At 28.5% G+C, this 3282-nt stretch carries 2 protein-coding genes; one reads left to right on the top strand and one right to left on the bottom strand.

The window, feature by feature from the left end; translation table 11 throughout:
* Positions 1-64 precede the first annotated feature (64 nt).
* Positions 65-475 carry a BrxA/BrxB family bacilliredoxin gene (locus ABNT65_RS17685; RefSeq protein ID WP_348746478.1) on the bottom strand — a complete coding sequence of 137 codons (411 nt, stop codon included), beginning with the start codon at positions 473-475 and terminating at the stop codon, positions 65-67.
* A 1206-nt stretch (positions 476-1681) separates the two neighbouring features.
* Between ABNT65_RS17685 and ABNT65_RS17690 the strand changes: the two genes are divergently transcribed.
* Positions 1682-2437 carry a TerB family tellurite resistance protein gene (locus ABNT65_RS17690; RefSeq protein ID WP_348738472.1) on the top strand — a complete coding sequence of 252 codons (756 nt, stop codon included), beginning with the start codon at positions 1682-1684 and terminating at the stop codon, positions 2435-2437.
* The last annotated feature ends 845 nt before the right edge of the window (positions 2438-3282 follow it).

The following is a 3282-nucleotide window of genomic DNA, read 5'->3' on the forward strand; positions in this document are numbered from 1 at the left end:
AAAACCACTCGAAAGAGTGGTTTTAGTGTTTTATTGCTATCGTTAACAACCATAGAGGTAGTTTTTAACAAAATTCATTGTAAGCAGCGGCTAAATTTTGAGCAATAGCTTGTGCTGATCTTCCCTCAATATGGTGACGCTCTAACATATGTACTATTTGTCCGTCTTTAAATAAAGCAATTGCAGGAGAAGATGGAGGAAATGGTACCATGTATTCTCTAGCTTTAGCTGTAGACTCTTTTTCTACACCAGCAAAAACAGTAGTAATATGGTCTGGTTTCTTATCTGCACCTAAAGAAGCGATAGCTCCAGGTCTTGCAGTACCAGCGGCACAACCACAAACAGAATTCACCATTACTAAGGTAGTACCTTTTTTAGCTAAAGCATTGTCAACATCTTCAGCAGTATATAAAGCTTCAAAACCAGCGTCAATTAACTGATCACGCATTGGTTTTACTAATTCTTCTGGATACATAAATAAAAATTTTAGCAAAGATACTTTTTTATACTTGTAAGACAAAGCCTAAGAAAAATAAAAAAACAAAACCAAATAATGTTTTATATAAGGTGTAATCAGTTTTAAGTTTTTTAATTATTAGGTATACATCAACTCATAATTAAACATTCATACTTCAGAATTAAACCATGTTGCACGGCGGTTCTGTAAGGTTAACAAAAGCCATTACATATTGCATGACGGTTCTGTAAGTTAACAAAAGTCATTTCCCAATGCAGGAAGGATTTGCAAGTTTACAATTTAGCATTTTCCAGTGCAGGAAGGTTTTGTAAGTTTACAATTTGATGTTTTTCTGTGCATGGCGGTTCTGTAAGTAATTGTAAATTTCTAATGTTGGATGTTTAATTTAGTAAAGGTTGATTTAAGAAGCTTAGAGTGGTTTTTATTTATGGTGTTTGTTGTTGGGTTGGTATTTTTTAAAAGTCCTTTAAATCTTTTTAAAATAGTTGTTTTTTAAGTGTTTTTATTTATGGTTTTGTTTTGTTTGATAGCTTTTTGTTATATATAATCCTTTGTACTTTTAAATTAAAATTAAAGAAGTAGAGATTGTTTTTTGTCGAATTAGGAGATATATAAAAATTATTGATAGGTTTTTATAAAATCCATAGTATTTTGATTGTTAGGAAAAAGTGAGCAAAACTTATTAGTAAAATTACTACACATGATGAATTCAGGTTCAAGTATCATTGAAATGATACTATATATACATTAATGATAGGTTTTGTGGTTTGGTTATGTTTAAATTAGCAAAGTAAGGCAGGTGTAATGCAGTTTTTGTTTTTTAACATAAAACTCGTTTCAAGCTAAACTAAACAAAAATGAAATAGCCTTGAGACTATGGTTTCAGGAGATTAAGTTCTAAGGTTGTTAAATAATATAAATGCAGTCATAGATTTTAATGAAATTTGAGTTTAAATTAAATATAAACTTTTAAAATATTGTCAGTAGGGAATACCTGTCAATTTTCTATAATTATATTTTTAAAAGTGTAAATAAACTAAAACAAACCATTTATATAAGAGGATTTACTTGTTAAAGTCGTTTTTAAACTCAAGAAAAAACCAGCTTATTATTAATAAGTTGGTTTTTTATTATTAAGGAATCTCATTTTAAAAGTTTCGAATACTAGTTGGATTAGATGTATATTTGAGAAAAAAACAGAGTATGGGGAAATTTGCAAAATGGTTAGGAGCTGGCGCAGGATTTACATTAGGAGGGCCTATTGGAGCAATTATTGGTTTTGTAGTAGGAAGTTTTATAGATGAAGTGTCAGTAGAAGATATAAAACAAGAGCAACGAGAGTATGAAGAAGCAAAACATACCAGAGGTAGTCATTACGTACAGTCAGGTGATTTTGAAATAAGCTTATTAATTTTAGCTTCTGTAGTAATAAAATCAGATGAGCGTATAGACCCTAAAGAACTTGATTATGTAAGGCAATATTTTGTAAAGCTATACGGAAAAGAAAGAGCCAATCATGCTTTTAAATTATTTAACGGTATTGTTAAAAAAGATGTTTCAACAAGGCAGGTATGTTTGCAAATTCGTAAATACATGTCGCATTCTTCTCGCTTACAATTGTTACATTTTTTATTTGGAATAGCAAAATCAGATGGTGAAGTAACAAGTTCTGAAGAACAAGTGATTAAAAGAATTGCAGGGTATTTATATATTAATGAATATGATTATACTTCTATTAAAGCCATGTTTTATAAAGAAGTAGACAGTGCGTATAAAATTTTAGAGGTAACTCCAAATGCAACAGATGATGAGGTGAAAAAAGCGTATAGAAAAATGGTAAAAAAATACCACCCAGATAAGCTAGGAGATGTGGGAGAAGAACATAAAAAAGTAGCAAAGCAAAAATTTCAAGAAATTCAGTTGGCATATGATAAACTTAAAAAAGAAAGAGGATTTTAAATAGATGGATATAAAAATAGTTCCTAAAAATTTGTTAACATGTGTTAATTTATTATATTAGCTATGTGGAAATATATGTAAAGGAATTTGTACGAGGGAATAATTTTGATAAGTGCTTTCTTTTTTTATTTTTGCAGAACTAAACTACTATAACTACTACTACACACAAAAGCTTAATTTTAAGTGCAAGACACTTAGTAATGCAATTTATATAAATTGTAATAGCAAAGAATATAATAAGGGAATGACTTTTTGCTGCACGGATTTTATTCTTAGTTGTTTATTAAAATAAAATAATAATAAACATGGTTTGCGAAGAATAAGCAATACATGATTTTTAAATAACATAAAATATATACCCCGCAATTGTGAAACTTTGGCGAGCAAACAAAAGCAGGGTTTGTAAATAACAATCAATTTAAAATAAATAGATTATTATGTCTATATGTCTCCTTGTGAAGAAGGCTAAGTTACTATATTTAATATTAGTAAGCTTAGATGAAAATATTTTTAATAAAAATTTAACGCTTTTTGAAGCAGTTAAAGCAGAGGGTTTTCAGAAAAGAAAATACAAAGCTGTTAAAGTTCAAAAGATGTTTAATTTTTATTTTACTTCAATTAAAAATGTAAAGGTTAGAATAAAGAAAGGAAGTTCTAATTTTTTCAAATTACTACACGAAACCTACTATATTCTATTAAGACAACGGAATTTAGCTGAAAAAATTATAGAGAGAGTCAAAAAAAAATCAATATGCTTTTTTGAGTCTATAAATCACTTCCAAAAGGAAGGTTACTATTATAATGTACAGTTCAAAAATATTTCTTTATAAAATAATCCCTCAATT

The sequence above is a fragment of the Tenacibaculum sp. 190524A02b genome (assembly GCF_964036645.1).
GTDB lineage: Bacteria > Bacteroidota > Bacteroidia > Flavobacteriales > Flavobacteriaceae > Polaribacter > Polaribacter vairaonense.